General features: G+C 65.4%; 23 protein-coding genes and 1 pseudogene. 13 read left to right on the forward strand and 11 right to left on the reverse strand.

Going from position 1 to position 26,271, the window contains the following annotated elements:
* Nucleotides 1-6 precede the first annotated feature (6 nt).
* From ABIG06_RS25795 to ABIG06_RS25850, 12 genes and pseudogenes are all read left to right on the forward strand, one after another.
* Nucleotides 7-982 (forward strand): annotated as a pseudogene (locus tag ABIG06_RS25795) (NAD-dependent epimerase/dehydratase family protein).
* 1 nt (nucleotide 983) lies between these two features.
* Nucleotides 984-1,733, forward strand: coding sequence for an SDR family oxidoreductase (locus tag ABIG06_RS25800; RefSeq protein ID WP_370139087.1), 750 nt, complete (start codon nucleotides 984-986; stop codon nucleotides 1,731-1,733).
* Nucleotides 1,730-3,166, forward strand: a complete 1,437-nt coding sequence (locus tag ABIG06_RS25805) for an NAD(P)-binding domain-containing protein (protein ID WP_424578410.1) — start codon at nucleotides 1,730-1,732, stop codon at nucleotides 3,164-3,166. Before ABIG06_RS25800 ends, ABIG06_RS25805 begins: the two co-directional genes overlap by 4 nt.
* Before the next feature lie 118 nt (nucleotides 3,167-3,284).
* Nucleotides 3,285-4,904: an ABC transporter substrate-binding protein gene (locus ABIG06_RS25810; protein ID WP_370139089.1), complete on the forward strand. Its 1,620-nt coding sequence runs from the start codon at nucleotides 3,285-3,287 to the stop codon at nucleotides 4,902-4,904.
* Between the two features lie 28 nt (nucleotides 4,905-4,932).
* Nucleotides 4,933-5,967 carry an ABC transporter permease gene (locus tag ABIG06_RS25815; RefSeq protein ID WP_124158408.1) on the forward strand — a complete coding sequence of 345 codons (1,035 nt, stop codon included), beginning with the start codon at nucleotides 4,933-4,935 and terminating at the stop codon, nucleotides 5,965-5,967.
* On the forward strand, nucleotides 5,964-6,812 hold the full coding sequence (locus ABIG06_RS25820) for an ABC transporter permease (RefSeq protein WP_424578411.1): 849 nt from the start codon (nucleotides 5,964-5,966) through the stop codon (nucleotides 6,810-6,812). The genes ABIG06_RS25815 and ABIG06_RS25820 overlap by 4 nt, the downstream gene beginning before the upstream one ends.
* Nucleotides 6,809-8,479, forward strand: coding sequence for a nickel ABC transporter ATP-binding protein NikE (gene nikE, locus ABIG06_RS25825; protein WP_370139090.1), 1,671 nt, complete (start codon nucleotides 6,809-6,811; stop codon nucleotides 8,477-8,479). Before ABIG06_RS25820 ends, nikE begins: the two co-directional genes overlap by 4 nt.
* A gap of 143 nt (nucleotides 8,480-8,622) precedes the next feature.
* Nucleotides 8,623-10,224, forward strand: coding sequence for an ABC transporter substrate-binding protein (locus ABIG06_RS25830; protein WP_370139091.1), 1,602 nt, complete (start codon nucleotides 8,623-8,625; stop codon nucleotides 10,222-10,224).
* 17 nt (nucleotides 10,225-10,241) lie between these two features.
* Nucleotides 10,242-11,183: an ABC transporter permease gene (locus ABIG06_RS25835; RefSeq protein ID WP_370139092.1), complete on the forward strand. Its 942-nt coding sequence runs from the start codon at nucleotides 10,242-10,244 to the stop codon at nucleotides 11,181-11,183.
* Nucleotides 11,180-12,103 (forward strand): ABC transporter permease, encoded by a 924-nt coding sequence (locus ABIG06_RS25840; protein ID WP_370139093.1) that lies wholly within the window; start codon nucleotides 11,180-11,182, stop codon nucleotides 12,101-12,103. The genes ABIG06_RS25835 and ABIG06_RS25840 overlap by 4 nt, the downstream gene beginning before the upstream one ends.
* 31 nt (nucleotides 12,104-12,134) lie before the next feature.
* Entirely contained in the window at nucleotides 12,135-13,124 is a 990-nt protein-coding gene (locus ABIG06_RS25845; protein WP_370139094.1) for an ABC transporter ATP-binding protein, read from the forward strand.
* Nucleotides 13,121-14,113, forward strand: a complete 993-nt coding sequence (locus tag ABIG06_RS25850) for an ABC transporter ATP-binding protein (protein ID WP_370139095.1) — start codon at nucleotides 13,121-13,123, stop codon at nucleotides 14,111-14,113. Before ABIG06_RS25845 ends, ABIG06_RS25850 begins: the two co-directional genes overlap by 4 nt.
* Nucleotides 14,114-14,364: 251 nt before the next feature.
* On the opposite strand, the gene ABIG06_RS25855 is transcribed toward ABIG06_RS25850, so the two are convergent.
* The 11 genes from ABIG06_RS25855 to ABIG06_RS25905 form a co-directional block, all read right to left on the reverse strand.
* Entirely contained in the window at nucleotides 14,365-14,652 is a 288-nt protein-coding gene (locus ABIG06_RS25855) for a YciI family protein (protein ID WP_370139096.1), read from the reverse strand.
* Between the two features lie 74 nt (nucleotides 14,653-14,726).
* Nucleotides 14,727-15,701, reverse strand: a complete 975-nt coding sequence (locus ABIG06_RS25860; protein WP_370139097.1) for a sugar ABC transporter substrate-binding protein — start codon at nucleotides 15,699-15,701, stop codon at nucleotides 14,727-14,729.
* Nucleotides 15,702-15,743: 42 nt separating this feature from the next.
* Nucleotides 15,744-16,721, reverse strand: a complete 978-nt coding sequence (locus ABIG06_RS25865; protein ID WP_370139098.1) for an ABC transporter permease — start codon at nucleotides 16,719-16,721, stop codon at nucleotides 15,744-15,746.
* Entirely contained in the window at nucleotides 16,718-17,668 is a 951-nt protein-coding gene (locus ABIG06_RS25870; RefSeq protein ID WP_370139099.1) for an ABC transporter permease, read from the reverse strand. Before ABIG06_RS25870 ends, ABIG06_RS25865 begins: the two co-directional genes overlap by 4 nt.
* Nucleotides 17,661-19,184, reverse strand: coding sequence for a sugar ABC transporter ATP-binding protein (locus tag ABIG06_RS25875; RefSeq protein ID WP_370139100.1), 1,524 nt, complete (start codon nucleotides 19,182-19,184; stop codon nucleotides 17,661-17,663). The genes ABIG06_RS25870 and ABIG06_RS25875 overlap by 8 nt, the downstream gene beginning before the upstream one ends.
* Nucleotides 19,181-20,575: an FAD-linked oxidase C-terminal domain-containing protein gene (locus tag ABIG06_RS25880; protein WP_370139101.1), complete on the reverse strand. Its 1,395-nt coding sequence runs from the start codon at nucleotides 20,573-20,575 to the stop codon at nucleotides 19,181-19,183. Before ABIG06_RS25880 ends, ABIG06_RS25875 begins: the two co-directional genes overlap by 4 nt.
* Nucleotides 20,576-20,630: 55 nt before the next feature.
* On the reverse strand, nucleotides 20,631-21,515 hold the full coding sequence (locus ABIG06_RS25885) for an intradiol ring-cleavage dioxygenase (RefSeq protein ID WP_370139102.1): 885 nt from the start codon (nucleotides 21,513-21,515) through the stop codon (nucleotides 20,631-20,633).
* 14 nt (nucleotides 21,516-21,529) lie between these two features.
* Nucleotides 21,530-22,432: an NAD(P)-dependent oxidoreductase gene (locus ABIG06_RS25890; RefSeq protein WP_370139103.1), complete on the reverse strand. Its 903-nt coding sequence runs from the start codon at nucleotides 22,430-22,432 to the stop codon at nucleotides 21,530-21,532.
* Nucleotides 22,433-22,453: 21 nt separating this feature from the next.
* The gene (locus tag ABIG06_RS25895; RefSeq protein WP_370139104.1) at nucleotides 22,454-23,827 is read right to left on the reverse strand and encodes an amidohydrolase family protein; all 1,374 of its coding nucleotides are present in this window, start codon (nucleotides 23,825-23,827) and stop codon (nucleotides 22,454-22,456) included.
* A gap of 4 nt (nucleotides 23,828-23,831) precedes the next feature.
* Nucleotides 23,832-24,911: a maleylacetate reductase gene (locus tag ABIG06_RS25900; RefSeq protein ID WP_370139105.1), complete on the reverse strand. Its 1,080-nt coding sequence runs from the start codon at nucleotides 24,909-24,911 to the stop codon at nucleotides 23,832-23,834.
* The gene (locus ABIG06_RS25905) at nucleotides 24,908-25,231 is read right to left on the reverse strand and encodes a Dabb family protein (protein ID WP_124158426.1); all 324 of its coding nucleotides are present in this window, start codon (nucleotides 25,229-25,231) and stop codon (nucleotides 24,908-24,910) included. Before ABIG06_RS25905 ends, ABIG06_RS25900 begins: the two co-directional genes overlap by 4 nt.
* Nucleotides 25,232-25,337: 106 nt before the next feature.
* On the opposite strand from ABIG06_RS25905, the gene ABIG06_RS25910 reads away from it, so the two are divergent.
* Entirely contained in the window at nucleotides 25,338-26,261 is a 924-nt protein-coding gene (locus ABIG06_RS25910; protein ID WP_370139106.1) for a LysR family transcriptional regulator, read from the forward strand.
* The last annotated feature ends 10 nt before the right edge of the window (nucleotides 26,262-26,271 follow it).

A 26,271-nucleotide genomic window follows, 5' to 3' on the forward strand; every position in this document is an offset into this window, starting at 1 on the left:
CGCGCGATGAGGATCGTCATCTTCGGCGGCACAGGCTTTGTCGGCCTCAATCTCGCCGAGGTGCTGCTCGCGCGTGGGCACGAGGTGACGCTGTACGATCGTGCGGCGTTACCCCCGGCTGCGCAGAGGTCTCTGGCTGACTACGGTGCTCGGCTCAAAACCGTGCAGGGCGATATCAGCGATGTAGACGCCATCGACGCCCTTGTCGCAAAGGGCTGCGACGCGATCGTGCTGGGCGCCGCGATCACCGCGGGCGATGACCTCGAACGGGCATCGCCCGCGCGCGTTCTCGAGATCAACGTCATGGCGCAGATCCCGATCCTGCAAGCCGCGATTCGCCATAATGTTCGCCGCGTCGTCAACCTCTCGTCGGCCTCGGCCTATGGCGCGGCGGGCCAGCGCTATCAAATCCTCGACGAGGAGACGCCCTGCGATCCCGTCTCGTTCTACGCCGTCAGCAAGTTCACCTCGGAGCGCTCCGTCGCGCGCCCATGCCGAGCTCTTTGGCGGCGATTTTCTGAATGTGCGGCTGAGCGCCGTGTTTGGCCCATGGGAGCGGGCCGGCGCGGTGCGCGATACGCCCAGCCTCCAATTCCAGATCCTGGCGGCGTTCGCCCGCGGCGAGCCGGCGATCATGCCGGGACCTGGCTTCAAAGATTGGACCTACGCGCCGGACGCCGCCGAAGCCGTCGCCGTGCTGATCGAGGCCGAGCGGCCGCGCCATCGGCTCTACAGTATCTCCAGCGGCGCGGCCTGGTCGGCGCTGCAATGGGGCGAGGCGTTTGCGGCGCTGCATCCCGGATTGGAGTGTCGGCTGGCGGAGCCGGGCGAGAAGACCTTCATCAAGCTTCATGGGGGCGATCGCGCGCCGCTCTCGGTCGCACGGATGGCCGACGAATTCGGCTGGCGCGCGCGGTTCGGATGTGCCGAGTCCGCCGCCGCGATGAGTGCCTGGTGGATGCAGCACAAGGAAGGGATCTGACATGCGGCTGAATGGGCGCACCGCCATCATCACCGGCGCGGGCTCGGGCATCGGTCGCGCCAGCGCAAAGCTGTTCGCGGAGCAGGGCGCGCGTCTCGCTCTGGTCGATCGCGATGCCGAGGGGCTCCAGGGAACGCTTCGCCTGGTGGGCGAAGCAACGACGCATGTCGGCGACGTCGGCGATGCCGCATTCGCCGAGGCTGTTGTCGGCGAGGTCATCGCGCGGCACGGTCGGCTCGACATCCTGATGGCGGCAGCAGGCTTCTCCTGCGGCGGCACCGTGCTGACGACGAGCCTCGAAGACTGGGACGCGGTGTTCCGCGCCAATGTTGGGGGCACCTGGCTGTGGGCGCGGGCCGCGGTGCCGCATATGCAGCGGCAAAGGAGCGGCTCTATCATCACACTGGCCTCGCAGCTCGCGATGGCCGGCGGCAAGGGCAACAGCGCCTATATCGCCGCAAAGGGCGCGATCGTCAGCCTGACTCGGACGATGGCCGTGGATTTCGCCACCGACGGCATCCGCGTCAATGCGATTGCCCCGGGTGCGATCGATACGCCGATGCTTCGCCGCAGCTTTGCCCGTCACGCCAATTCGGACGAGGTGCGTGAGGCCTCGCGCAACCGTCACGCCATGAAGCGGTTCGGCAAGGCCGAGGAGATCGCGCAGACCGCACTGCATCTCGCCAGCGATGCGTCTTCGTTCACGACCGGCACCGTGGTGGTGGTCGACGGAGGCTGGCTCGCGGCATGAGTGAGGCGCTGACAGAGCTCGAGGCCGCTATTCGCGCTGATCTCGCGATGATCGCGCATCCCGGCGCCGCGTGGCTCGAACCGAAGACAGGGCCCGATGGCAAGCCGGCGCTGGACGTGCTCATCGTCGGCGCCGGCCAGTCCGGCATCGCTATCGGCTTCGGCCTGATGCGCTCACGCGTCAGCAACATTCTGCTCGTGGACAAGGCCGAGGAGGGGATGGAAGGGCCTTGGCTCACCTATGCCCGGATGCCGACGCTGCGCAGCCCGAAGGACTACACCGGTCCCGATCTCGACATCCCGAGCCTTACCTACCAGTCCTGGCATGAAGCCCGGTTCGGGAAGGAGAGCTGGCAGACGCTCGATCTGATTCCGCGCGCGCACTGGGCCGAGTACCTGCTCTGGCTACGGCGCACGATCGGCTTGCCCGTGCGCAACGCTTGCGAGCTTCTGGAGATCGCGCCATCGGCAGATGGTCTGCTCGCCGCACGCGTGAAACAGGCCGAGACCATCGAGACTCTCTATGCGCGCAAGATCGTGCTGGCGACGGGGCAGGAGGGCATGGGCGGCTGGATGATTCCGGAAGCGCTTCGCCATCTGCCGGCGAGCTCGGTTGCAACCGTCGCCGACGATATCGATTTCGAAAGTTTGCGCGGCAAGCGCGTGGCCGTGATCGGTGCCGGCGCATCCGCCTTCGACAATGCGGCAACAGCATTGGAGGTCGGCGCGGCCGAAGTGCACCTGCTGTGCCGCCGGGCGCAGATCCAGGTGATTCAGCCCTATCGCTGGCTGACCTTCCGCGGCTTCCTGCGTCATCTCAGCGATCTCGACGATGCCTGGCGCTGGCGCTTCATGCGCAAGGTCCTCGAGATGCGCGAGGGATTTCCGCAACCAACCTATGACCGCTGCGCGCGTCACGCCAATTTCACGCTCTACGAGGGCGCGCCTATCGTAGCCGCGCGCAAAACCGATCGCGGGATCGAATTGCAGACGCCGCGCGGCGACATTACCGCCGATTTTGTCATCTGCGGCACCGGCATCGACATGGATTTTGCCGGCCGCGGCGAGCTCGCCGGATTCGCCGGCAATATCGCGACCTGGGCCGATCGTTACGAGCCCCCCGAGAGCGAACGAAGCGAGCGGCTCGGCCGCTTTCCCTATCTTGCCGATGACTACGCTTTCATCGAGCGCGTGCCGGGCAAGACACCGTGGATCTCCGACATCCACCTCTTCGCCATCGCCTCGACCATGAGTTTCGGTCCATCGGGATCGTCGATCAATGCGATGACCACAGCCGTGCCGAAGCTGGTCCACGGCCTGACACGCGGCCTGTTCCGCGCCGATGTCGACCGGCACTGGGCTTCGCTCAGCGCCTACGACGTGCCGCAGGCGGTGGTCACCCGGCCCGCGCGAACAATGGAGGAGGAGCGATGATCATCCATGCGCCGCCGCGACGAAGCATCCCCAGAAATGCCTAGGAGACTGGCGCGCAACTTGCTTCATTCTGAACCTGCCTTGCTGGCGTTCTCGTTCGAAATTCAGGGAAAAACCAATGCGTTTTGTGTCTTTCAGGTCGGCGACTTCAGTCCTCGCTACCACTGCGCTGTTGCTTATCGCCGCTGCGCCGTCGCAAGCACAAACCCGGGCGGAGACGTTGCGCTACGTCACCGGCTCGGCGGTCAACACGCTCGATCCCAACATCCCGGGCTCGACGCGCGAATCCTTCGCGCTGAGCATGAGCACCTATGACCGGCTGGTGGCATTCGGCCGCAAGCAGCTCAATGGCAAATGGGTGTTCGATCTCGACACGATCACCGGCGAGCTCGCTGAATCCTACGACGTCAGCCCCGACGGCCTGAAGCTCACCTTCCGCCTGCGCAAGGACGCAAAATTCCAGGACGGCTCGCCGGTCACGGCCGAGGACGTGAAATGGTCGCTCGATCGCTGCGTCACCGCGCCGATCCTCGGCAAGGCGCAGCTGCTGACGGGCTCGCTGACCTCGGCCGACCAGTTCAAGGTGATCGATCCGCTGACGATCGAGGTGACGCTCCCCAAGCCCGACAAGCTCGCGCTGCCGAATCTGGCCACCGTCTATCCCATGATCATCAACTCGAAGGTCGCCAAGGCGCATGCGACGCCGGATGATCCCTGGGCCACCGCATGGCTGAAGGAGCACACCGCCGGCAGCGGCGCCTATGTGGTCGAGACCTTCAAGCCGGGCGAGCAGGTGATCCTCAAGCGGGACGAGAGCTGGAATCGCGGCTCGGCCAACAAGCCCGCGTTCTTCAAGCGCGTGATCGTGCAGTCGGTGCCGGAGCCGGCGACGCGCGCCAATCTGGTCGAGCGCGGCGATGCCGATCTCGTCGTCGATCTGCAGGCCAGCGATGTGCAGTGGCTGGAGGCCAAGGGCAAGCTCAAGGTGGTCTCGACTCCGCAATACAATGCGATCACCTACGTCTCGATGAACAACCAGATGCCGCCCTTCGACAATGTCAATGTGCGCCGCGCCATCGCTTATGCGCTGCCCTATGACGACATGTTCAAGGCCGCCCTGTTCGGCCGCGGCGCGCCGCTGTTCGGCGCGACCTGGCCGGACGGCAAGCCGCTGACCGGCATTTATCCGTTCCAGCAGCCGGTGAAGATGGATCTCGACAAGGCCAGGGAATATCTGAAGGCCGCGGGTCTGCCGGAAGGCTTCTCGACCACGTTCAGCTTCAATGTCGGCCAGTCCTCGACTGCGGAGCCAATGGCCGCCCTCGTCAAGGAGTCGCTTGCCAAGATCGGCATCAAGGTCGACATCCAGAAGCTGCCGGACGCACAGATGTCGACGCAGATCAACGAGAAGAAACTGCCGTTCTTCACCGAAGGTATCGTCGCCTGGCTGCCGTCGACCGATTACTTCTACCGCAACTTCTACACCGGCAATCAGCGCTGGAATTACAGCTCGATCAACAACCCGGACCTTGCTACGATCGCGCAGGAAGCCCGCTTCGAGCCGGATAAGGCCAAGTATGAGGCGGCAGGCCGCAAGCTCAACGCGATGCACTTCGATCTGATGCCGCAGATCATGCTGTGGCAGCCGAACCAGGACGCCGTCATGGCGCCGTCGATCGAAGGCTACACCTACGAGTTCCATCGCCAGGTGGATTATCGCGATGTCAGCCGCAAGTGACATCGGCAACCAACAGGGACGCTGAGCGGTGATGACCGGTCTTGGTGCAACAATGGTGCGGGCGGGCAGGCGACTTCTGTCGTCGCTGCCGGCGCTGTTCGGCGTGCTGGTCTTCACCTTTCTCTTGATGCGTGTCCTGCCCGGCGACCCCGCCGTGTTCTTCGCTTCGGGGCCCAATGCCGGCAAGGAGGAGATCGAGCAGATCCGCAAGCAGATGGGGCTCAACAAGTCGGTGCCGGAGCAGCTCGTGTTCTATCTCTCCGATATCGGCCACGGCAATCTCGGCCGGTCCATGATGACGGGACAGCCGGTGCTCAAGGATCTGCGCGAGCGGCTGCCGGCCTCGCTGGAACTGACCTTCGCCGCACTCTTGCTCGCGCTGATCGCGGCGGTGCCGCTCGGCGTGGTCGCTGCCTTGCGCCCTGGATCGATCGTCGATCACGGCGTGCGGCTGTTCTGCGCGCTCGGTGTCTGCGTGCCGACCTTCGTGTCGGGCCTGCTCTTGATCTACGTCTTCTACTATCTGCTCGGGCTGGCGCCTGATCCGACCGGGCGGATCGACGTCTTCACCTCATTGCCGCCGCAGCACACCGGTTTCCTGCTGATCGATTTTCTTCTCGCCGGCGATTTCGAGGGCTGGTGGACGGCCTGCAAGCAATTGATCCTGCCGGCGGTGAGCATGGCCCTGTTCGTGATCGCGCCTCTGGCGCGGATCACGCGCGCGTCGATGCTGGTCTCGCTGGGGAGCGATTTCGTGCGCACGGCGCGCTCGGTCGGATTGTCCTGGCGCAAGGTGGTCGTGACCTACGCGCTGCGCAATGCGATCCTTCCCGTCATCACCATCGCCGGCATCGTGTTCTCGACCATGCTGGGCGCGAACGTGCTGGTGGAGAAGGTGTTCTCCTGGCCCGGCGTCGCCTCCTATGCGCTCGATGCGCTGCTGTCCTCCGACTATGCGCCGGTGCAGGGCTTCGTGCTGCTGATGGCCAGCCTGTTCGTGCTGGTCAATCTCGTGGTCGATATCTGCTACGGCATCGCCGATCCCAGGGTGTCGATCGAATGACCAGTGCAACCCTCCGCCATTCGGTCTGGATCCTGCGCGGCAATCCGCTCACCGCGGTTGCCGCCATCGGTGTCCTCGTCTTCGTCCTGGTCGCGATTTTCGGACCGTGGATCGTGCCTTACGATCCCGTAGCCTCGAACGTCTCGGAGGCGTTGCAGCCGCCGAGCGCGACGCACATTGCCGGTACCGACCAGCTCGGGCGCGACGTGTTCAGCCGTCTCATCATCGCCGCGCGGCTCGACCTCGCCATCGCAGTCTCCGCGGTCGGGATCTCCTTCGTGATCGGGGCCGTCGTCGGCGCGTTCTGCGGCTATGCCGGCGGCCGGCTCGATCGCGCCGTCGGCCGTTTCGTCGACGTGATGATGGCGTTCCCGCTGTTCGTGCTGGCGATGGCGATGGTGGCTGCGCTCGGCAACCGGATCGAGAACATCGTGATCGCGACCGCGATCATCAATCTTCCCTTCTACATCCGCTTCGCACGGGCCGAGGTCAATGTCAGGCGCAATGTCGGCTGGGTCGAGGCGGCCCGCGCCTGCGGCGAGAGCCATTTTTCCGTGGTGCTGCGCTTTCTGCTGCCGAACATCCTTCCGGCGATGGCGGTGCAGATCTCGCTCAATCTCGGCTGGGCGATTCTGAACGCGGCCGGCCTGTCCTTCATCGGGCTCGGCGTCAAGCCGCCGACGCCGGAATGGGGCATCATGGTCGCCGAAGGTGCGCGCTTCATCTCGACCGGGCGGTGGTGGCTGGTGGCCTTTCCGGGCCTCGCGCTGATGATGGCTGTGCTGTGCTTCAACCTCCTTGGCGACGGGATGCGGGACATTCTCGATCCCCGGATGCGCACATGAGCGAGGACCTGCTCAGGATCGACGACCTCCACGTGGCGTTCTCGACGCGGCGCGGAATGGTCGAGGCCGTGCGCGGCGTGACGCTGACGGTCAAGGCCGGCGAGATGCTCGGTCTCGTTGGCGAGAGCGGCTCGGGCAAGTCGGTCACCGGCTTTGCGACGACACGGCTGCTCGATGCCGCCGGGCGCGTCACCGGCGGCAGGATCCTGTTTCGCGGGCAGGACGTCACGAAGCTCAGGGGCGATGACCTCCGTCAGCTCCAGGGCGCTGCGATGTCGATGATCTTCCAGAACCCACGGGCGGCGCTCAATCCGATCCGCGCCATCGGACTGCAGATCGCGGACGCGATCCTCACGCACAAGCGTATCTCGAAGGAGGCCGCGCGCGCCGAGGCGCTGGACTTGCTGCGCGCCGTCCAGATCCGCGATCCCGAGGCGCGGATGAACGCCTATCCGCACGAGCTCTCCGGGGGCATGTGCCAGCGCGTGATGATCGCGATTGCGATCTCCTGCAATCCCGCGCTGCTGATCGCCGACGAGCCGACGACCGGGCTCGACGTCACCACGCAGAAAGTGGTGATGGATCTGCTGGCGGACATTGCCGCCGCGCGAGGCATGGCGACGATCCTGATCACGCATGACCTCGGTCTCGCGGCGCGCTATTGCCGCCGCATCGCCGTGATGGAGCGCGGACGCATCGTCGAGGAGGCGAGCCCCGGCGCACTCTTCAGTGCGCCGCAGCACGCCTATACGAGGCGCCTGGTCGCGGCGTCGCCGACGGCGACGTCACGGATCGAGGACCTCGTGACGGAGGAAGAGAGAGAGCGTTACACCGCCGTGCTCGGCAAGCCACGGCCGGTGCCCGCACACGGCACGCCGCCGCTCCTGGAAGTGCGGAAGCTCGCAAAGCGCTTCGACCAGGGCTCTGCCGCGGTCGCCGACTTCTCGATGACGATGTCCGGCGGCGAGAGCGTCGGTCTGGTCGGCGAATCCGGATCGGGGAAAAGCACGACCTCGCGGATGATCTGTCGCCTGATCGACCCGAGCGAAGGCGACATCGTGTTCGACGGGCAGTCGATCGGGCATGTGGCGTCGCGTGATTTTCACCGCTCGCCATTGCGCAAAGACATCCAGATGGTCTTTCAGGATCCGAACGAGAGCCTCAACCCGCGCTTTACCGCGTTCGATTGTATTGCCCATCCCTTGACGCGGCTCGACGGCATGCGTGCGGGTGAGGCGCTGCGCAAGCGGGTGGAAGAATGCGCGGAACGGGTTGGACTTCCGCTGGATCTGTTGCCGCGCTTTCCGCATCAGCTCTCCGGCGGGCAGAAGGCGCGCGTCGGCATCGCGCGCGCGATCGCCTGCCGGCCGCGGCTCCTGGTGCTGGACGAGCCGACCGCTGCGCTCGACGTTTCGGTGCAGGCGGTGGTGCTGCAGCTGCTCGACCGCCTCAGGCGCGAGAACGACATCGCGCTGCTGTTCGTCAGCCACGATCTCAACGTGGTGCGCATGCTCTGCGACCGCACCATCGTGCTGCGCAATGGCGGCATCGTCGAGCAGGGCGAAAGCCGGGCACTGTTCGACAATCCGAAGACCGACTATACGCGCAAATTGGTCGAGGCGATCCCGCATATCGAGACAGGACCGACGTTGGCCGCGGCCCTTTGAAGCCTGGACCTGCCAAAAAAGGGCGATGAGATCCCGCTGGCGAAGGGGCATTTAGTGGCATACCATTTGCTTGCAAATGGGTTCGGTTTCACTTTGCCCTTGGCCAGACGATGGCCGGCATCACGGCATTACTGGAGGACTTCATGGATCGCAGGACCGTATTGAAGGGACTGGCCGGCGCGGGCGGTCTGGCGTTGACCGGCCTCTCGGCGCCGGCGATCGCACAAGGCGCATCCGCCCGGACGCTCCGCTTCGTCCCTCAGGCCAATCTCGCCAATTTCGACCCGATCTGGGGTACGCAATATGTCGTGCGCAATGCGGCCGCGATGGTCTGGGACACGCTTTACGGCATCGATTCCTCGCTGCAGCCGCAGCGCCAGATGGTCGAGTCCGAGGAGGTGACCGACGACGGCACGACCTGGACGTTCAAACTGCGGCCGGGGCTCAAGTTCCATGACGGCGAGCCGGTGCTGAGCAAGGACGTCGTTGCGAGCCTGACGCGCTGGTCGGCGCGCGATCCGATGGGATTGATGATCAAGGCCCTGCAGCAGGAGTTGACGGCCGTCGACGACCGCACCTTCAAATGGGTGCTCAAGCAGCCCTTCCCGAAGATGCTCTACGCGCTGGCCAAGAACAACTCGCCGTGCGGCTTCATCATGCCGGAGCGCATCGCGCAGACCGATCCGTTCAAGCAGATCACCGACTATGTCGGCTCCGGGCCGATGAAGTTCGCCAAGGCCGAGTGGGTGCCCGGCGCGAAGGCGGTGTTCGAGAAGTTCACCGATTACGTGCCGCGGCAGGAAAAGGCATCCTGGCTCGCGGGCGGCAAGCAGATCCTGGTCGATCGCGTCGAATGGATCGTGATGCCGGACCCCGCCACGGCAGCCGCGGCGTTGCAGAACGGCGAGGTCGACTGGTGGGAGAGCCCGATTGCAGACCTCGTTCCGGTCCTGAAGAAGAACAAGAACATCAGCGTCGACATCGGCGATCCCCTCGGCAATATCGGCTCGTTCCGCATGAACCATCTCTTTGCGCCGTTCAACGACGTGCGGGCGCGGCGTGCGGTGCTGATGGCGCTCAGCCAGGAAGACTATATGCGCGCGATCGTCGGCGACGACACGGCACTCTGGAAGCCGTTGCCCGGCTTCTTCACGCCGGATACGCCGCTTTACAGCGAAGCCGGCGGCGAGATCCTGAAGGGCAAGCGCGATTTCGATGCCGCCAAGAAGCTGCTGGCCGAGAGCGGCTATTCCGGCCAGCCGGTGACGTGCCTCGTGGCACAGGACCAGCCGATTACCAAGGCGCAGGGCGACGTCACCGCGGACCTGCTGAAGAAGCTCGGCATGAATGTCGACTTCGTCGCCACCGATTGGGGCACGGTCGGCTCGCGCCGCGCGCAGAAGACGCCGCCGGGACAGGGTGGCTGGAACATGTTCCACACCTGGCACGCGGGTGCGGACTGCATCAATCCCGCCCCATACACCGCCATTCGCGCCAACGGCGACAAGGCCTGGTTCGGCTGGCCGAACAGCCCCGGCACGGAGAAGGAGGTGGCGTCCTGGTTCGAGGCCAAGAACCTCGACGAGGAGAAGGCCGCCATCGGCCGCCTCAACAAGGCGGCGCTCGACGACGTCGTCTACGCGCCGACCGGCTTCTTCCTGAGCTACACCGCGTGGCGCAAGAACGTCTCCGGCATCACCAAGGGACCGCTGCCGTTCTTCTGGGGCGTGTCCAAGTCTGCATGATCGTGCGCTGAGGCCAGATGCTCTCCTACATCCTCCGTCGCATCGTCGCGACCTTGCCAGTCATGGCGATCGTCGCGCTGTTCGTGTTCAGCCTGCTCTACATCGCGCCGGGCGATCCGGCCGTGGTGATCGCGGGCGACCAGGCGAGTCCGGAGGATGTGGAGCGCATCCGGCAGAGCCTCGGCCTCAACCGTCCGTTCCTGGTCCAGTTCGGAAGCTGGGTCTGGCGCATCCTGCACGGCGATCTCGGCACCTCGATCTTCACCAACCTGCCGGTGTCGGCGATGATCGGGCAGCGTCTCGGGCCGACCTTGTCGCTGATGATCGTCACCCTGCTGCTCACGATCGTGGTGGCGGTGCCGCTCGGCGTGGTGGCGGCGTGGAAGGCCGGCAGTCTGATCGACCGCGTCATCATGGGCTTTGCCGTGTTCGGATTCTCGCTGCCCGTGTTCGTGGTCGGCTACATGCTCGCCTACATCTTCGCGCTGGAGCTGGAATGGCTGCCGGTGCAGGGCTATACGCCGCTCACGCAGGGCTTCTGGCCATGGCTCGAGAACCTGATCCTGCCGGCGGTCGCGCTCGGCTGCGTCTACATCGCGCTGGTCGCACGCATCACGCGGGCAGCCATGCTCGAAGTGCTGCAGCAGGACTATATCCGCACCGCCAAGGCCAAGGGACTCGGGCAGGGCGGCATCCTGTTCATTCACGCGCTGAAGAACGCGGCGGTACCGATCGTGACCGTGATCGGGATTGGCATCGCGCTCCTGATCGGCGGCGCGGTCGTGACCGAGAGCGTGTTCGCGATCCCCGGCCTCGGCCGCCTCACGATCGACGCGATCCTGCGCCGCGACTATCCGGTGATCCAGGGCATCGTGCTGCTGTTCAGCTTCGTCTACGTCCTCGTCAATCTGATGATCGACGTTGTCTATACGCTCGTTGACCCGAGGATCCGCTATTGACCGATACCACCGTCAATCCGCAATCGCTGCCGGCCGGCCTCGTCGTCGCGCCACAGCTGCCCGAGATCCTGCGGCCGGTCGCGATCCGGCGCGGCTTCGTCGGCCTCCTGCGCGGCCATCCGACGGTCGCGATCGGCGGCGCGCTGCTGCTGACGCTCGTGCTGATCGCGGTCTTCGCGCCTTATCTCGGCACGGTCGATCCGACCGCGCTCGCGCCCGCCAAGCGCACACGGGCGCCGTCGGCCGATTTCTGGTTCGGCACCGACGTGCTCGGCCGCGACATCTATTCCCGTGTGCTGTTTGGCGCGCGCGTCTCGCTCACGGTCGGCCTCTCGGTCGCGATCTTCGCATCTGCGGCGGGTCTTGCCATCGGCATGATCTCCGGATTCATCCGCTGGGCCGACGGCATCCTGATGCGGTTCATGGACGGCCTGATGTCGATTCCGCCGATCCTGCTCGCGATCGCGCTGATGGCGCTGACGCGCGGCAGCGTCGGCAACGTCATCCTGGCGATCACCGTTGCCGAAATCCCGCGCGTCTCGCGCCTGGTCCGCAGTGTGGTGCTGTCGCTTCGCGAGCAGCCCTATGTGGATGCGGCCGTGGCCTGCGGCACGCGCTCTCCAATGATCATTCTCCGCCATATCCTGCCCAACACGGTCGCGCCGATGCTGGTGCAGGCGACCTATATCTGCGCCAGCGCCATGATCACCGAGGCGATCCTGTCCTTCATCGGTGCCGGAACGCCGCCGACCATCCCGTCCTGGGGCAATATCATGGCCGAGGGCCGCGCGCTGTGGCAGGTGAAGCCCTACATCGTGTTCTTTCCGGCGGCGTTCCTGTCGGTCACCGTTCTCGCCGTGAATTTGCTCGGCGACGGCCTTCGCGATGCGCTCGACCCGCGCATGGCCAAAAGCCTTTGATGTTGCCTGTGATGGATCGAGGCTGATCGCGATGGCTTTGCTCGAAGTCGAGAACCTCCAGACCCATTTCCGCACCCCCAGCGGCATCAATCGCGCGGTCGACGGAGTGTCCTTTCATGTCAACGAGGGCGAGACGCTCGCCATCGTCGGCGAGTCCGGCTGCGGCAAGTCGGTGACCTCGATGTCCTTGATGCGACTGATCCCGGAGCCGCCGGGCAGGATCGCAGGCAGCATCCGCTTTGCGGGCAGGAACCTGCTGAAGCTGTCCGATCGCGAGATGCGCGCGATCCGCGGCAACGACATCTCGATGATCTTCCAGGAGCCGATGACCAGCCTCAATCCGGTCCTGACCGTCGGCCGCCAGATCCGCGAAACCTTGATGATCCATCAGGGCCTCGACAAGCAGGCGGCCGAGGCGCATGCGATCGAGATGCTGACGCTGGTCGGCATTCCCGAGCCGAAGCGCCGCGTGCGCGAGTATCCGCATCAGCTCTCCGGCGGCATGCGCCAGCGCGTCATGATCGCGGTTGCGCTGGCCTGCAATCCGAAGCTTCTGATCGCGGACGAGCCGACCACCGCGCTCGACGTCACGATCCAGGCCCAGATCCTGAAACTGATGCTCGATCTGAAGCGCCGGGTCGGCGCTGCGATCATCCTCATCACCCACGACCTCGGCGTCGTCGCCGAGATCGCCGAGCGCGTCATGGTGATGTATGCCGGCCGCAAGGTCGAGGAGGCGCCGGTGGCCGAGCTGTTCCGTTCGCCGCGTCATCCCTATACGCAGGGTTTGCTTGGCGCGGTGCCGCGGCTCGGCTCCTCGCTGACGGGCACGGCAAGACGGCTCGCCGAGATTCCCGGGCAGGTGCCGGATCTCCGCAAGCCGATCACCGGCTGCGTCTTTGCCGGCCGCTGTGCGCTCGCGACCGATCTCTGCCGCCAATATGCGCCGGGGCTGGAGGAGAAGGGCCCCCGCCACGTCGCCGCCTGTCATTACGCCGCCAAAGGAGCCATCGCGGCATGAGTCCTCCGCTGCTCCAGGTCAACGACCTCAAGAAGCACTTTCCGGTCAAGACCGGCCTGTTCGGGCGCAAGTCCGAATTCGTCTATGCGGTCGACGGCGTGTCGTTCGAGATCGCGCGGGGCGAGACGCTGTCGCTGGTCGGGGAGTCCGGCTGCGGCAAGTCGACCGTGGGCCGTGCCATCCTGCGGCTGTTCGAGATCACCTCGGGTCAGGTCATCCTCGACGGCCAGAGGATCGACGACGCTGCGCCGAGCACGATGCGCCAGATGCGCCGGCGCGTGCAGGTCGTGTTCCAGGATCCGTTCTCGAGCCTCAATCCGCGCATGCGCGTGCGCGACATCCTGGCCGAGCCGATCCGCAATTTCGGACTCGCCAAGTCCGCGGAGGATCTCGAGGTTCGCGTCACATCGCTGATGGACACCGTGCGCCTGCCGCGCGAGGCGCTGAATCGCAGGCCGCACGAATTCTCCGGCGGCCAGCGTCAGCGCATCGGCATTGCGCGCGCACTCGCGGCAGAACCCGAGCTGATCGTGTGCGACGAGGCGGTCTCCGCGCTCGACGTTTCAGTCAAGGCGCAGATCGTCAATCTGCTGCAGGATCTCCAGAGCGAGTTCGGCCTCGCGCTGCTGTTCATCAGCCACGATCTCGCGATCGTCGAGCACATGACTCATCGCGTTGCGGTCATGTATCTCGGCAAGATCGTCGAGGTGGCGCCGCGCCGCGAGATCTTTGCCGCGCCAAGGCATCCCTATACCAAGGCACTGCTCTCGGCGGTCCCGCTGCCGGAGCCCGGAGCCCAGCGCAATCCGATCATCCTCAAGGGCGACGTGCCGAGCCCGATCAACCCGCCGAACGGATGCCGCTTCCACACCCGTTGCCCGTTCGTCTTCGACCGCTGCCGGACCGAGGAGCCGGCGCTGCGTGCGGCGGGAGCCGAGCAATGGGTGGCCTGCCATCTCGAAGAGGCTGCACCGGCCATGAGCAGCTGAAGCACCTGACGTCAATCTGCGTCGCGCACTCGCGCCGACGCTTGAGCGGGTGCCTGGACGGAGGACGGAGTGACGTCGGGTAATGATGGCATTATGCCCCTGTTTTGCCCGACGAGTCAAAATCCACAGCCGATCTGGGTCGGCATTGGCCTCGGATCCGAAGCCGCGCGGTGCATCGGAAATTCGTAAGCAAAGACAAGCCCCGCTCTACTGTGCATGGGGTTATTTTCGCACTTTTGTTGTGGCGGACGTCAACCCTGCCGGCGCAGGAAGCCGGTGATCGTGACCTTGTCCCAGATGCCGGCCGCGGCAAAGGGATCTGCATGGTTGAAGGCTTCGACCTCTTTGCGGCCGGGCGCCTCGATCAGGAACAGGCTGCCGATCATGGTCTGGCCGTCGTCGGACACCAGTGGCCCCGACATCACGATCTTGACGCCGAAGCGCGAGGTGTCGCTCAGGAAGGCCTTGTGGGCGTCGTAATTGGCAAGCCGCGTCGGCAGCGCCCCGGCGCGATCGAGAGCGTGAATGGCGAACAGCATGGTGTCTCCGTGTCTTGCTTCAGGTGTTGGGACGGCCGCAGGCGCGGCCGTCCGGGTTCGTTGTGGTCGTCAGTTTACTTCGCGCTGAGCTTCCCGGCGTCCTCGAAGGTCGGGCAGGTCCGCTGCTCCAGCGGGACGTCGAACGGCTGGTAGTTGTCCTTGGTGATCACGGTCGGCTTCAGCACGATCTCGCTGATGACAGGCTGATTGCGCAAGGATCGGATCGCCATCATGGTGCCGAGGCAGCCTTGCGCAAAACCGTTGTAGTCGCCGCTCGCCAGCAGCTTGCCGGATTTGATCGCGTCGATCGCCTCCTTGGTGCCGTTGATGCCGATCACCTGCGCCTTGCGGTTGGCGCCGTCGAGCGCCTCGATTGCGCCGACCGCCATGGCGTCGTTGGCGGCGAGCACGCCGTCGATCTGCGGGTTCGACTGCATCAGGTTTTCCATGACCTGAAGCGCCTGGAGCCGCTGGTAGTTGCCGGGCTGCGAGGCCAGCAGCTTGGCGCCAGGGGCCTCCTTCAGCGCGTCGTTGAAGCCGCGGACGCGGTCGACATTGGTCAGCGAGCCCTTGACGCCTTCGATGATGACGATGTTGCCCTTGCCGCCGAGCGTCTTCAGCAGGAAGCGCGCGGTCTCCAGCCCGAGGCTGTAATCGTCGGCGCCGACGAAGGACAGGAACTTGCCGCCGGCCGAGCGGTCGGTAATGTTGACGACCGGGATCTTGGCCTCGTTGATCTTCTCGACGCCGGGCACCATCGCCTTGTAGTCGACCGGCGTGAAGACGATCGCGCTCGGCTTCTTCACCACGACGTCCTCGATCTGGCTGAGCTGCTCGGGGATCGAGTCGGGCTTGGTCGGGATGTATTGAAGCGTCTTCGCGTTCAGCGTCTTCGCCATGTTGTCGGCGCCGACCCGAACCGTCTGGAAGAACGGATTGGTCTGGTTCTTGGTGAAGACGGCGATGGTCTCGCCGTCGGCGCGTGCGTGCGTTGTGAACGCGGCCGCCATCAGCAGCGGTAGCGCCAGATAGCCAAGCTTCTGTTTCATGTTGCCTCCATCCCTCGTTTTGCTTGTTGGAACTTCAAGAACTCATTGCGCGCGGCGGCGGGTCTTCATGTCGAGCCAGACCGCGAGAATGACGATGACGCCGGTGACGAGCGGCTGCCAGTTGGCGCTGACCGAGAGCAGGTTCATGCCGTTCAGCACCAGGGTCAGGATCAGTGCGCCGATGAAGGTCCCGAACACGGTGCCGACGCCTCCGAACAACGAGGTGCCGCCGATCAGCACGGCCGCGATCGCCGGCAGCGTCAGGCTTTCGCCGATGTCGGCCTCGGCCGAGTTGAGCCGCGACAGGAAGATGATCGAGGCGAGCCCGGCCATGGTGCCTGATACCGCGTAGACCAGCAGCAGGCGACGCGCGACGGGAATACCTGACAGCCGTGCTGCGACCGGATTGGCGCCAATCGCGTAGATCTCCTGGCCCCAGATCGTGCGCTGCGCGAACAGCATCCCGATCCCGAGGAAGACCAGCAGCAGATAGACCGGGATCGGAAGGCCGAACAGATAGCCGCTGCCGATCTGGCGGAAGCCCGTGGGGAAGCCGTGCAGGGTCTCGCCCGCCATGTACCAGTAGGTGAGGCCGTTCAGCACCCAGAGCATGCCGTAGGTGGCGATGAAGGAGGGGATGCGCAGCGCAGTGACCATGATGCCGTTGAGCAGACCGACGATGCCGCCGCAGGCAAGGCCGGTGAGGATACCGAGCGCCGGCGAACCGGTCGTGTGGATCACGGTCCCTGCGATACAGGCGGACAGTGCGACATTGGCGCCGACGGACAGATCGAGGCCGGCGGTCAGCACCACCAGCGTAAGGCCGGAGGCGATGAAGAAGGTCAGGCTCGCCTGCCTGAGCACGTTGAGGATATTGCCGAGGCTCAGGAACGAATCGCTGAGCACGGCGAGCACCGCGCAGATCAGGAGCGCCGCGAGCAGGCGATAAAACACCTGGATCGCATCCTGCGAGAGGAACGAGCGGGGCGGCGCGATGGCGTCCTTCGTGATGTCGGTCATGCGCGGCTCCTGAGGCCGTCGAGGAACAGGGCAACGATGACGAGCACGCCGACACTTGCGACCTGCACAGAGGACGGCAGCGAGATCAGGTTCAGCCCGTTGCGCAGCACGCCGACCGAGAGGACGCCGAGCAGCGTGCCGAGCAGCCAGCCATTGCCGCGCTCGAACGAGGTGCCGCCGACGGCGACCGCGGCGATGGCATCGAATTCGAGGCCAAGACCGGCGGTGGGGTGGCCGGAGTTCATCCGCGCGGTCATCAAAAGGCCGGCGATGCCGGCCATGGCGCCGCCGATCGCATAGACCGCGATCAGCAGCTTGTTCGGCGACAGGCCGGCGTAGCGCAGCGCCTCGCGGTTGCCGCCGAGGGCGAAGATGTAGGTGCCGAACCTTGTATGATAGAGCAGCACGTGGAAGATCGCGTAGGTCACGAGCGCCATCACGATCGGAACGGGGATGCCGAGAAGCGTCGCCGAATAGATGTCGCGCACGCTGTGGGGAATGCCGACCACGCTCTGGCCGTCGCTGACGATCAGCGACAGTCCCTGCGCCATGCCGAGCGTGCCCAGCGTCGCGACGAAGGGCGGAATGCCGACGATCGCGACCAGCCAGCCATTGGCGAGGCCGAAGGCCGTGCCGACAAGCAGGCCGGCGCCAAGGCCCAGCAGCATCGACTTGGTCGCGAGCGACACGATGGCGACGCAGAGCGAGGTCAGAGTCAGCACCGCGCCCATGGACAGGTCCAGCCCCTCTGTCATGATGATCAGCGTCATCGGCAGTGCGAGCATGGTCAGGATGGTCGACTGCACCAGCACGTTGGAGAGGTTGGCGACCGACAGGAAGCCGGGCGCGATCACGCTGAACAGCGCGATCAGCAGCACCAGGACCATGGCGACGCCGGGAATGCGTTGCAGCGGATTGGGCTGAGCGACGACAGCGGCCTCACGCATGATGCATCCCCAATCGCACGATGTTCTCCTCCGTCAGTTCGCTGCGTGTCAGGTGCCCGGCGATGCGTCCCTCGCGCATCACATAGGCGCGGTCGCAGACATGGCAGATCTCGACCTGCTCGGACGAGATCATCAGGGCCGCCGCGCCGTCCGCGACGAGGCGGTCGATCAGCGCAAAGATCTCGGACTTGGCGCCGATGTCGATGCCTCGCGTCGGCTCGTCGAAAATGAACAGCTTTGAGCCGGCCGCCAGCCACTTGCCGATCACGACCTTCTGCTGGTTGCCGCCCGAGAGCAGGCCAACGATCTGGCGCGCGCTCGGGGTTGCAATGCGGAGCTGCCGGATCAGCCCGTCGGCGGTGCGCTGCGCGCTGCGCTGATCGAACAAGCCGCTCGGGAACAGCTTTCGCAGCGCCGATACCACGAGATTGTCGCTCACAGACCGGAGCAGCGCGAGGCCCTCGCTCTTGCGACTCTCCGGGATCAACGCGATGCCGCGGCGGGCGGCGAGGTCCGGCTCGCCGGAAATGCTCTTGCCGTCGAAGATGATCTCGCCTGACGTGACGGGATCGGCGCCGAAGATGGCGCGCGCGACCTCGCTGCGACCGGAGCCGACTAGGCCGCACAGCCCGACGATCTCGCCCCGGCGCACCTCGATGTTGATGTCCGAGATGCCGGTCGGCGCCGTCAGACCCTTGACCTCGAGCAGGAGGTCGCCGGGCTTGTCGGCAAAATGGCGCGGATAGGTCATGTCGATGTTGCGGCCGACCATCATGCGCACGAGTTGGTCCGGCGTGACGTCAGCGGGACGAACGCCGTCGATGCGGCGGCCGTCGCGCAGCACGGTGATGCGATCGCCGAGCGCGAACACCTCGGCCATGCGGTGCGAGATGTAGACGATGGACACGCCGTCGGCCTTCAGCCGCGCGATCAGCGCGAACAAGAGCTCGGTCTCGCGGTCGGACAGCGCCGCGGTGGGCTCGTCCATGACCAGGATGCGGGCGTTCTGGCTGATCGCCTTCGCGATCTCGACCATCTGCTGCTGTGCCACGCCGAGCTTGTCGACGGTGGTGGAGGGATCGATATCGAAGCCGATCGTGCCGAGCACGCGCCTCGCATCAGCCAGGATCTTGCGGCGGTCGATGGTACCGGGGATGCGGCCCTTCGGCTCGCGTCCCAGGAAGATGTTCTGGGCGATGTCGAGATGAGGGACCAGCGAGAATTCCTGGAAGATCACGGCAATGCCGAGCTTCTGCGCGTCCGCGGTGGAATCGATCGCGACCGTCTCGCCCTTGTAATAGAATTCGCCGGCGTCGGCGCGGTAGGCGCCGCACAGCACCTTCATCAGGCTCGACTTGCCGGCGCCGTTCTCACCCAGCAGCATATGGACTTCGCCCGGGTAGACGGCAAAGGACACGTCATCCAGCGCCTTGACGCCCGGGAACTCCTTGCTGATGCCCCGCAGCTCGAGCAGCGGCGTCGGCGAGGTGACCTCGATCGGAAGAGCGTCGCTCATATCCTGGCTCCGCTGGCAAAGATCTTTCCGGGATTCATCAGTCCATCAGGGTCAAGCGCGGTCTTGATCTGCCACATCACGTCGACGGCTTCGCCGAGCTCGTCGGAAAGATAGCCGATCTTGCCGAGCCCGATGCCGTGCTCGCCGGTGCAGGTGCCGTCCATGGCGAGGGCGCGGGCGACCATGCGTGCCTGCAGCGCCTTGGCGCCTTCGGCCTCCTCCGGCTTTGCCGGGTCAATCAGGATCAGCATGTGGAAATTGCCGTCGCCGACATGGCCGACGATCGGCGCGGTAAAGCCGTGCTCGTCAGCGTCGCGCCGCGTCTCGGTCAGGCATTCCGCCAGGCGGGAGATCGGCACGCAGACATCGGTGATCACCGCGCGTGCGCCGGGTCGCAGGCCGAGGCCGGCATAGAGCGTGTTGTCGCGGGCGTGCCAGAGCCGGCTGCGGTCCTCTGGAGCCTTTGCCCAGGCAAAGCCGTGGCCGCCATGATCGGCCGCGATCGCTTGCGCCGCCTCGGCCTGTTCGGCAACCGAGCTTTCAGAGCCGTGGAATTCGAAGAACAGGGTCGGCGCCTCGCGATAGCCGAGCTTGGCGTAGGTGTTGATGCCGCGCATCATGACGTCGTCGAGCAGCTCGATGCGGGCCACGGGGATCGCGGACTGGATCACGGAGATCGCGGTGTCCACCGCATCGTGCAGCGTGTCGAAGCTGCACACCGCGGCCGAGATCGCCTGCGGCACGGGGTGCACCTTCAGCGTGATCTCGGTGATGACGCCGAGCGTGCCTTCCGCGCCGACGAACATGCGTGTCAGGTCGTAGCCGGCCGCCGATTTCCGCGCGCGCCGGGCGGTGCGGATCACGCGGCCGTCCGCCAGCACCACCTCCAGCGCCATGACGTTGTCCTTCATGGTGCCGTAGCGCACTGCCATGGTGCCGGAGGCGCGCGTCGAGGTCATGCCGCCGATCGAGGCGTCCGCGCCGGGATCGATCGGGAAGAACAGGCCAGTATTGCGCAGCTCGGCATTCAGTTGCTTGCGGGTGATGCCGGGCTGCACCACGACGTCCATGTCACTGTCGTGCACTGCGAGCAACTTGTTCATGCGCGCGAAGTCGAAGCAGACGCCGCCCGCCACCGAGGCCGCATTGCCTTCGAGCGAGGTGCCGGCGCCGAACGGGACAATCGGCATGCCCGCGTCGGCGCACAGCTTGACGATCTTGGCGACTTCCTGCGTCGTCTCGGGGAAGACGACGATGTCGGGCGGCAGGCTCTGATAGTGCGATTCGCTCTGCCCGTGCTGATCGAGCACGCCGCGCGCGACGCTCGCGCGCGGGCCGATCATGCCGGCGAGGCGCTCGGCCAATATGCCCGTGCTGACCCGCGGTCCCATCCTTAAGCTCCCGTCTGCTCCCTGCTGTCGGACTCTTGTTGGTCCGCAGCCCAGCCTAAGCGGCTCTCGCGTTGTTCGCGACCTGCTTTAGGCCGAAATCGTAGTTGAGATGAAAATACTCGTGCTCCACCATGCGACCATCCGGCGCACGGCCGGCGGGATGACGGACGAACTCCCGGATCAGGCTGTCCTTGACGCCGAACACCACGTCGCTGTCGAGATACTGGTCGCCGGCAACGAACACGTGTGTCACGAGCTGCTCGAAACCGGGCGCTGAGATCATGAAGTGCACATGGGCCGGGCGCCAGGGATGGCGGGCCTGCACCTCCAGCATCTCGCCGACCGGGCCGTCATGCGGAATGGGGTAGGCGGCAGGCTTGATCGACCAGAAATGGAAGCGGCCGTTGGCGTCGGTGTGGAAGCGGGCGCGCATCGCGAGATCACCGATCTTGTCGAGCTGCTGCACGTCGTAATAGCCGTCATCGTCCGAATGCCAGACGTCGACCACGGCGCCCGCGAGCGGCTTTCCGTCCACGGTCGAGACCGAGCCGGTGACCAGCATGGGATCGCCTTCCATGGGACCGGAGATATCCGCGCCGCTGTCTTTTTCCGGGGCCGCCTGAACGAAGAACGGGCCGAGCACCGTGGTCTCGGTGGCGCCCTCCGGCACCGGATGGTTGATGGCATCGACCAGCATGGAGACGCCAAGCGTGTCCGACAGCAGGATGAACTCCTGGCGCTTGTCGTTGCACATGTGCCCGGTGCGGGTCAGGAAGTCGATGCCGTACTCCCACTCCTTTTGGGTCGGCCGCACCTCGCGGACGAAGGCGTGCAAGTGCCGCACCAGTGCTTCGCTCACCTGCTTGATGCGTGGATCGGTCGCGCCCGCGATTCGCTCCAGCACCGCGTCCGTGATCGTGCTCTCGTTGAAGTTACGCATGTGTATCTCCGCGATCAGAGTTTTGGTTCGCTGAGGCCGGACAGCCGCTCGAGATGCCTGACGGTCGCAATAAAGTCGGTGTCGCCGTCGCCCTGCGCGACCAGTGCGCCATAGGTCTCGCGCACCTGCGCCGCGAGCTGAAGCGGCACGCCGACGGCATGGCCGGCGCCGAGGATGAGGTCTAGATCCTTGGCCATCTGCTTGCAGGAGAAGGTGGACTCGAAATCGCGGGTCCGCAGCGGCGCGGTTTTGTACTTCACCATCGGCGAGGCAATCGCGCTGTCGTCGAGCACATTCAGGATGTCCTGCCAGGCGATGCCGCCCTTGCGCGCCAGCGCCAGGCTCTCCGCCATCATCGCCGCCGACACCGCGATCATCAGATTGACCGAGAGTTTTGCGTACCGCGCTTCCTCGGCGGGGCCGAGATAGGTCTGAGCACGGGTGAAGGCTCCGAACAGCGGCATGGCGCTTTCGAAGGCGTCCTTCGGTCCCGAGACGAAGCAGGTCAGCGCGCCCGTGTGCACGATGCTGGCATTGCCGGAGACCGGCGAACGGAGATAGGAAATGCCGCGCGCCTGCGCTGCGGCCGCAACTTCGGTCGAGGCCTCGACGCTTACGGTGCTGGTCTCGATGAGGACAGAACTTGGCGTCATCGCGGCGATGATGCCGGTCGGGCCGAGCAGCGCACCGCGCAGGGCAGCGTCGTCGGGCAGGGACGTGATGACCGCCGGCTTGCCGCTCACGGCGACGACCGGCGAAGCGGCAACCGAAACGCCGAGTGCGCGTGCCTCGTCGAGCCGTGCGGCACTCTGATCGAAAGCGGTCACGGCATACCCGGCCTTGATAACGAGCGCCGACATCGGCAGACCCATCTTGCCGATCCCGATGAAAGCAACATTCCTGGAAACGTCAGTCATTGTTCTTGTCCATTGGCGCCGTCAGGCAGCGCGTCCCTGTCGTTCGATGTCTCGCACCAGCCGCCGGCCGGATTGCGCCAGCAGCTCCTTCTTCGTCTCCAGCCCCTCGGCCAGCAACCGGCTGTTCCGTTTCTTCCAGGCGCCGCCGATCATCACGGCCTCGATGTTGGCGAGGCTCGCCTGCATCACGACGGTGGCGACGGGGTCATGCGCCGGGACAAGATTGAGATCGGAGGCGTTGATGATGACGAGGTCGGCGAGCTTGCCCGGCGTCAGCGAGCCGATCTGCCTCTCGCGGCCGAGCATGCGGGCACCTTCCGTCGTGATCCAGCGCAACGCCTCGCGTACGGGAATCGTGGTCGTCGCCGGAATGGCGCCGCTGGTCTTGCGCGACTCCGCATTGTCGAGCGCCCGCTGCATCGAGAGCGCGACGCGGGCGGCGGAGAACAGATCGCCCGCCAGCACGGATTCGAGATCGACGCCGACAGTCGGTCGCACGCCGCGCTTGAGGAGACGTCCGGTGATCGGAAAGCCATGGCCCTGGATCATCTCGTTCTCAGGCGTCACCGAGAAGGACACGCCGAGATCGACCATCCGGTCAAGGAGATCGTCAGGCAGATCGTTGCCATGGACGACGTTGACGCCCACGCCGACGAGGCCGGCCTCGATCAGCTTCTCCCAAGCGCCGGGCGTCTTGGCCGGACCGCCGCCCTGATGCATCGATGCGATCAGATCGAGCTCTAGCGCCAGGCGGAAATCGTGCATGGCGACGTCGAGCGTCGAGTAATGCGGGCCGAGAATGGCGAGCCCGAGCGTGACGAGGCCGTCGCGGTCGGCGAGGGGACCTGCGAGCAGCCGCTCGACCTCGCGGCGCGGATGCGGCACTTCCGAGAAATGCGGCTCACCCGGCTTCGGCTCGGGCTTCGGCGAGCCGTGGAAGAACGCGGCGCGAATGCCACTCTCGATCAGGCCGCGCACGGCGGCGTCGGTGTGATCAGGCGTCGGATTGTTGTGGCACCAGTCCACCAGCGTGGTGACGCCGTGATTGATCTGGTTCAGCGCGCCGACCAGCGTCGCGATATGGATGTCTTCCGGCCGGAACACGGTCGCGAGCCCGGCATGCATGCGGCGGAAATATTCGAGCAGCGTCCAGTTCGCGGCATAGCCGCGCAGGCCCGTCTGCCAGGTGTGCATGTGCGCGTTGATCAGGCCGGGGATGAGGATGCGCCCGGCGCCGTCGACAGTTTCGGTCTCGGCGGCACCGCTGCCGAGCTCGATCGATGGGCGCACGTCGACGATCCGGCTGCCTTCGACCAGCACATCGCCGCTCGAAAGATCGCCGACCGCGTCATCCATGCTGATGACGGTGGCTGATTTGATCAGTGTGCGCCGCATCGCTTCAAGCCGCAGCTTTGATGGCGCAAGGCGGCTCGCCGGCCCAGGCGCGTGTAATCAGGTCACGGATGGCGTTTCGCTCGAGCGGTCGCGGATTCCAGTAGGCATTGGTGACGGCGAGGTCGGCCGCCTCGTCGATGCCGCTTTCGGGCATGCCGATATCGCGCAGAGCGACCCTCGCACCCAGCCGCTTCGCGAGTTCGAAAAGCCCCTGCGATGCATCGGCAGCGCCGATCGCGCGCGAAATGCGCGTCATCGCGTCGGGCACCGCCGGTGCGTTGTAGGCCAGCGCATGCGGCAGCACGATGGTGTGGGTTTCGGCGTGCGGCAGATCGAAGGTGCCGCCGAGCGTGTGGCAGAGCTTGTGATGCAACGCCATGCCGACGGTGCCGAGGCACACGCCGCACAGCCATGCGCCATAGAGCGCCTCGGTGCGGGCCTCGCGGTCGTCGCTTCTGGTGGCAATCGCGGGCAGGGCGCGAGCCAGCGCGCGGATGCCTTCTTCCGCCATCAGCGAGGTCACGGGATTGGCGTCGCGCGCGTAGAGCGCTTCCACCGCATGGGCGATGGCGTTGATGCCCGATGTCGCAGCCAAGCTCGCCGGCAGCGTCAGCGTCAGATCGACATCGTAGATCACAGTCTCCGGCAGGATCGCCGCATCGCGCACCGTGGTCTTCAGGCCGTTCACGGTCTGGCCGACGATCGGCGTCATCTCGGAGCCGGCATAGGTGGTCGGGATGCAGAGCTGGTTGACGCCGGTGCGCAAGGCCAGCGCCTTGCCGAGGCCCGTGGTCGATCCGCCGCCGAGCGAGACGACGCAATCCGCCTCGCACGCCTTCAGCGCGGCGAGCGCCCGTTCCGTGACCTCGACCGGCGTGTGCATGGTCGCGCCGGAAAACAGGCCGGCATAGAGCGGGCCGAGCGCGGCGCCCAAGCTCTTTCCTTGCGCCTCCTGCTGCGGCGTCGTCAGCACCAGCGCGCGTTTGCCGCCGAACCGCTCGACCTCAACCTTGGCGGAAGCCAGCGTTCCGCTGCCGAACACGACGCGGCAGGGCAGGTCTTCAAAGGTGAACGAACCGATCATGCGCCGGTCTCTTTGATGGGATAATCGACTTGGAAGCGTCCGATCCGCAAGTCGCCCAACGCCTCGCGCACGCGCAGATGTTCCGGATGGTTGGCATAGGCGGCAAGCGCCGCCTGATCCGTGAATTCGGAAAGCAGAACCACGTCGCAGGCGTAGTCGACAGCGCTGACGTCCATGCCGACTTCGATATGGGTGAGGCCGTCGATCCGGCCCTTGAGGCCCTCGAACAGGGTCTTGACCTTGAGCCGGGCGGCCGAGCGCTCCGCGGGCGTCTCCCCGCGCAGTCGCCACATCACGATGTGCCTGATCGGGCCCGACATTTCCTGATTTCCTCGCCTGCAATTTGCTTTGTTGCCGCCATTTTGCCTTGCAGAAATCGGAAATAAAGGTCAAAATTTGTAAGTCTCTTTTCCTTATTTCGCAAAAATGGACCGGCTGCTTCAACTCGAGGTCTTCGCCAAAACCGCTGAGCTCGGCAGCCTTTCCAAAGCTGCCGAAATCCTGCGGATGTCGAACGCGGCCGCGAGCCGTCATCTCAGTGCGCTCGAGGAGCGGCTTGCGGTACGGCTGATCGAGCGCAATACGCGCCGGCAATGGCTGACCGAAGCGGGACAGGAACTGCTGCAGCGGTGCAGCACGCTCCTGAACGAGCTGGCCGAGGCCGAGGACGCGGTTTCCGACCGTGCGCTGTCGCCGAAGGGCATGCTGCGCGTGACGTCTTCGCTGTCCTTCGCGATGATCTACCTCGCGCCGATGCTGCCTGCCTTCCGCGCGCTCTATCCTGATCTCAGCGTGCAGATCATCAGCGCAAACCGCTATCTGGACTTCATCGAGGCCGGCATCGACGTCGCGATCCGCACGCGCGAGCACGAGCCGGATTCAAACATCGTCGTCCGCCGCATCGGCCAGATGCACCGCGTGCTCGCGGCGTCGCCGGCCTATCTGGAGAAGCATGGCCGGCCGGAGCATCCGGCCGATCTCGCCCGCCACAACATGCTGATCTACAATCTCGCCAACGATCCCTATTCGCTGCGGCTCAGCCAGGGCAGCACGACGCAGACCATTCGGATCGCGCCGACGCTCGACAGCAATGACGGCCAGATCATCTGTGGTGCGGCGCGCGCGGGGCTCGGCATCCTGATCCAGCCGCTCTACATCGTGCAGAGCGATATCGCGGCCGGCCGGCTGGTGCCGGTCCTGAGGGACTGGCAGCTGCCGTTGCTCACCATGAACATCGCCTATCAAAACCGCGTCAGGCTGCCGGCCAAGATCAGGGTCTTCTCGGACTTCCTGGTCAGCCACATCCGCGAGCATTCGGAGCCGGGGATCTGGATCGACGCGGCCAAGTGAGCGGGAAGCA

It is taken from the genome of Bradyrhizobium sp. USDA 326 (assembly GCF_049739485.1).
In the GTDB taxonomy this organism is placed as follows: Bacteria; Pseudomonadota; Alphaproteobacteria; order Rhizobiales; family Xanthobacteraceae; genus Bradyrhizobium.